The sequence below is a fragment of the Thiobacillus sp. genome (assembly GCF_024708915.1).
This window is the reverse complement of sequence record NZ_JANJXQ010000173.1, coordinates 1-3,902: the sequence shown is the minus strand read 5'-3', so window position 1 is coordinate 3,902 and position 3,902 is coordinate 1. Positions and strand designations below refer to the sequence as shown.

The window sequence follows — 3,902 nt, the reverse complement described above, 5'->3', positions numbered from 1 at the left end:
GCATTTCAAGCCAACAGCGGCATCGCGCCTTCCGCGATGGCGACCGTCCTGGTCGGCGTCGTGTTCGCGGTCCTGCTCGTGTGGGGCGTCTGGGCCATCCGAACGGCCTACGTGGGGTGGTCCGAGAGCCGCCTCAACCAGCGCCAGTTCCTCGGTGTCTGCATCCGCTTCGTCGCGATGTACCTCGTCCTGACCTTCTTCCTCCTCTCCTGACCTGAAAGGCCTGACCATGCCAAACCGCATCCTCACTTCCCGTCTCGCCCAGCGGGCCGCCGTGGCCCTGGGCGCCACCGCGCTGCCGGCGCTGTCGTTCGCGCAAGGTCTGCCGCAGTTGGAGAACCCGACGCGCGGCACCGGCAACGGCATCATGGAGACGATCCGCAACTACGGCTACGACATCATCATGCTTGTGGCCCTGCTGGTGGTGGCGTCGATGTTTATCGGCGTCTGCTACCACGCCTACGGCACCTACGCGGAGATCCACACCGGCCGCAAGACGTGGGGCCAGTTCGGCCTCACGGTCGCCATCGGCGCCGTGCTGCTCGTGATCGGCATCTGGCTGCTCACCGAAGCCACCGGCATCCTGTAAGTGAGGTCGGTATGTCCGAGCAGCAGCACGTCCGTGCGGACGGGACCGTGACGTTCCTTCCGCATCGGCTCAACCGCCACCCCGTTGTCGTGCGCGGCCTCACCGCCGACGAGCTGTGGATCTGCTGCGGCTTGTCCGGCGCCGCCGGCCTGCTGGTCGGCGCGCCGTTGTCCTGGATGTTCCGCACGATCGCGCTGGCGCCGACGTTCGTTGTGCTGGGCGTGGCGCTGGGCGTGTTCATCGGCGGCGGCATCCTGCGGCGCCTGAAGCGCGGGCGCCCCGACACCTGGCTGTACCGGCAACTGCAATGGCGCATCGCCACGCGCCATCCGCTGATGGCGGGCTGGGTGGGCGGCCATGTGCTGATCTCGCGCTCCGGCTTCTGGACCACCCGCAGGTCTGCTTCAAGGGGTGCGCGATGAGCCGCTTCAAGAACGAGATCGCTCACCTGCAGGCGCACATCAAGACGCTTCGCCTGGGTGCCGGCGCGCTGGTCATCGTCGCCCTCGTGATGGGCGGCGGCTGGTGGAGCGCGCCACGCGATCTGACCATCCATGTCCCGCCCGACCTGCGCTCCGGCAGCACCCGGAAATGGTGGGAGGTGCCGCCCGAATCGGTCTATGCGTTCACGTTCTACGTGTTCCAGACCCTCAACCGTTGGCCCACGAATGGCGAGGAGGACTATGCCCGCAACCTCCACACGCTCTCGCCGTACCTCACGCCGTCCTGCCAGGCCTTCCTGCGCGCGGACTACGACTACCGCCGCAGCACGGGCGAGCTGCGCCAGCGCGTGCGCGGCATCTACGAAATCCCCGGCCGCGGCTACGGCGACGACCCTACGGCGCGCGTGCGCACGGTCTCCGATCGCGACTGGGTGGTGACGCTGGACATCACGGCGGACGAGTACTACGGCGCGGAGCAGGTAAAGCGCGCCCTGGTGCGCTACCCGGTGAAAGTCACCAAGGTGGACATCGACCCCGCACGCAACCCCTTCGGCCTGGCGCTCGACTGCTACGACGGCACGCCCCAGCGCATCAGCACCCCGGAACCGACGCGCCCGGCATCCGGCGGTCTGTCTCCGCACGCGCCTCAAGGAGGAAATACCCCATGAAGCACCCTGTACTCATGCTGCTGGGGCTGCTGGCCGTGGCTGCGTTCCCCGCCGCTCAGGCGGTGGAGATCCTGCGCTGGGAACGCATGCCGTTGGCGGTGCCGCTGAAGGTCGGCCAGGAGCGGATCGTGTTCATCGACCGCAACGTCCGCGTCGGAGTGCCTGCGGGCGTGGGCGAACGCCTGCGCGTACAGAGCGCAGGCGGCGCGGTGTACCTGCGCGCCAGCGAGCCAATCGAGCCCACGCGGCTGCAATTGCAGGACGCCGACACCGGCGCGCTGATCCTGCTGGACATTGCGGCCGAGGCGCCCAAGGACGGCGAAGCCGAACTGGAGCCGGTGCGCATCGTCGAGGACAGCAGCACTCCGGCTCGCTATGGCGATCAGTCCAACGGTGCCGAGGCCCCGGCGCGCGCCCAGGACCAGTCGGGTGCGCGGCCGGCGCGGCGCGAAACCCCCATCCCCGTGGTGCTGACCCGCTTCGCCGCGCAGAGCCTTTACGCGCCGCTGCGCACCGTGGAGCCACTGCCGGGCGTCATGCGCATCAACCTGCGCCGCGACATGGACCTCGGCACGCTGATGCCGACATTGCCCGTGCGCGCACTCGCGCTCGCGTCGTGGCGTCTGGAAGACCAATGGGTGACGGCCGTGCGCCTGACCAATACCAGCGCCGGCTGGGTCACGCTTGATCCGCGTGTGCTGCAGGGCGATTTCCTGACGGCGACCTTCCAGCATGAGGCGCTCGGGCCGCACGGCGTGCCCGAGGACACGACCGTCCTGTACCTGGTGACGCGCGGGCACGGCTTGGCGCAGTCGCTGCTGCCGGCCATTCACCGCTTCGACCCAGCCGTGCATCTGCCGCAGCCAGAAGCCGAAGCCACCGAACGCAAGGAGGCCGATCATGCGCAGTAACGGACTCCTGAAGTGGCTGATGATCCCCGTCGCCATCCTGGTGCTGTTCGTCGGCATCCGCCTGTTCTCGGGTGGAAGCACGTCGGCGCCGCCCGCTAGCGATGCCGGCGCCCAGCTCACGCCAGAAGAAATGAAGGCGTTGGGCATCGAAGGCGATACCCCGCGCGACACCGTGGCCACGCTCGTCGCCCAAGTGAAGCAGTTGCGCACCGAGCTTCAGACGGCGCTCTCGGACAACAAGTCCCAGCGCGAAGAGAACCAGCGCCTGCGTCAGCGCGAGAACTCGATCGACCAGCGCATCAACTCTGCGCTGGAGTCCGAGCGCTCCAACCTGCGGCGCGACCAGGAGCAGGCGGCCAGCACGCGCCAGCAGACCGAAGGGCTACTCGCCGACCTACAGCGGCGCCTGGACAGCATTGGTGGGCGCGGTGGCAGCCATGCCGATCTGCCCGTGGGCCTGGGGCTGCAGGGGGGCGACGAGGCCGGGATGGAAGGCGGCATGCGCTGGGTTGAACCGGATGACGCGAAGCCTGCCGAGGGACGCAACAGGGGGCGCGGCACGGCTGGCGGCATGAGCTTCCCGACGAGCTTCGGCCCCGAGCAGAGCACGTTGCAAACCACGGCGGAAACCGTGGCGAACGCCGGGGCACGCGCCGCGGGCGTCAAGACCGCAAAGCCCGTCTATACCGTCCCCACGAACTCCACGCTCATGGGCTCGGTGGCGATGACAGCGCTGATCGGGCGTGTGCCGATCGACGGCACCGTCAACGACCCGTACCCCTTCAAGGTGCTGGTGGGGCCGGACAACCTCACGGCGAACGGCATCGACATTCCCGATGTGGCCGGCGCCGTGTTCAGCGGCACCGCCTCGGGCGACTGGACGCTTTCTTGCGTGCGCGGCCAGGTGCGCAGCATCACGTTCGTCTTCAACGACGGCACGATTCGCACGATCCCCGAAGACCGCGAAGGAAACCAGCAGAACAACCAGCAGCGCGATGGCTTGGGCTGGATCAGCGATCCCCACGGCATTCCTTGCGTCAGCGGCGAGCGGCGCAGCAACGCCCAGCAGTACCTCGGCTCGCAGGCCCTGATCACCGCGGCCGGTGCCGGCGTGGCCTCGCTCATCGAGAGCGACAGCGGCCGCATGTCCTATGTCGGCTCGGACGGCTCCATCGGCACCGTGGGCATCAGCGGCCAGGAGGCGGTCGGCCAGATTCTGGCGGGCGGCGTGCGGGACATGTCGGCCTGGGTCAACAAGCTCTACGGCCAAGCGTTCGCCGCCGTCTATGTC

The 3,902-nt window shown here is 68.5% G+C and carries 6 protein-coding genes; all 6 read left to right on the top strand.

From position 1 onward, the window contains the following. The coding region (locus Q0L94_RS12240) for a TIGR03758 family integrating conjugative element protein (protein ID WP_296753632.1) at nt 1-213 on the top strand (213 nt) is incomplete at its 5' end. Nucleotides 214-229: 16 nt separating this feature from the next. Continuing rightward, entirely contained in the window at nt 230-589 is a 360-nt protein-coding gene (locus Q0L94_RS12235) for a TIGR03745 family integrating conjugative element membrane protein (RefSeq protein WP_013520782.1), read from the top strand. Between the two features lie 11 nt (nt 590-600). Beyond that, the gene (locus Q0L94_RS12230; RefSeq protein WP_013520783.1) at nt 601-1,011 is read left to right on the top strand and encodes a TIGR03750 family conjugal transfer protein; all 411 of its coding nucleotides are present in this window, start codon (nt 601-603) and stop codon (nt 1,009-1,011) included. Continuing rightward, entirely contained in the window at nt 1,008-1,700 is a 693-nt protein-coding gene (locus tag Q0L94_RS12225; RefSeq protein WP_013520784.1) for a PFL_4703 family integrating conjugative element protein, read from the top strand. Before Q0L94_RS12230 ends, Q0L94_RS12225 begins: the two co-directional genes overlap by 4 nt. Beyond that, complete coding sequence (locus Q0L94_RS12220) at nt 1,697-2,611, top strand: TIGR03749 family integrating conjugative element protein (RefSeq protein WP_013520785.1); 915 nt, start codon at nt 1,697-1,699, stop codon at nt 2,609-2,611. The genes Q0L94_RS12225 and Q0L94_RS12220 overlap by 4 nt, the downstream gene beginning before the upstream one ends. Beyond that, nucleotides 2,601-3,902: TIGR03752 family integrating conjugative element protein (locus Q0L94_RS12215; protein WP_296753629.1), on the top strand; the 1,302-nt coding region annotated here is incomplete at its 3' end. The genes Q0L94_RS12220 and Q0L94_RS12215, both read left to right, overlap by 11 nt.

Coding starts and splice junctions, on each gene's coding strand:
- Q0L94_RS12235 (WP_013520782.1), top strand. CDS start 230: ATGCCAAACCGCATCCTCACTTCCCGTCTCGCCCAGCGGGCCGCCGTG.
- Q0L94_RS12230 (WP_013520783.1), top strand. CDS start 601: ATGTCCGAGCAGCAGCACGTCCGTGCGGACGGGACCGTGACGTTCCTT.
- Q0L94_RS12225 (WP_013520784.1), top strand. CDS start 1,008: ATGAGCCGCTTCAAGAACGAGATCGCTCACCTGCAGGCGCACATCAAG.
- Q0L94_RS12220 (WP_013520785.1), top strand. CDS start 1,697: ATGAAGCACCCTGTACTCATGCTGCTGGGGCTGCTGGCCGTGGCTGCG.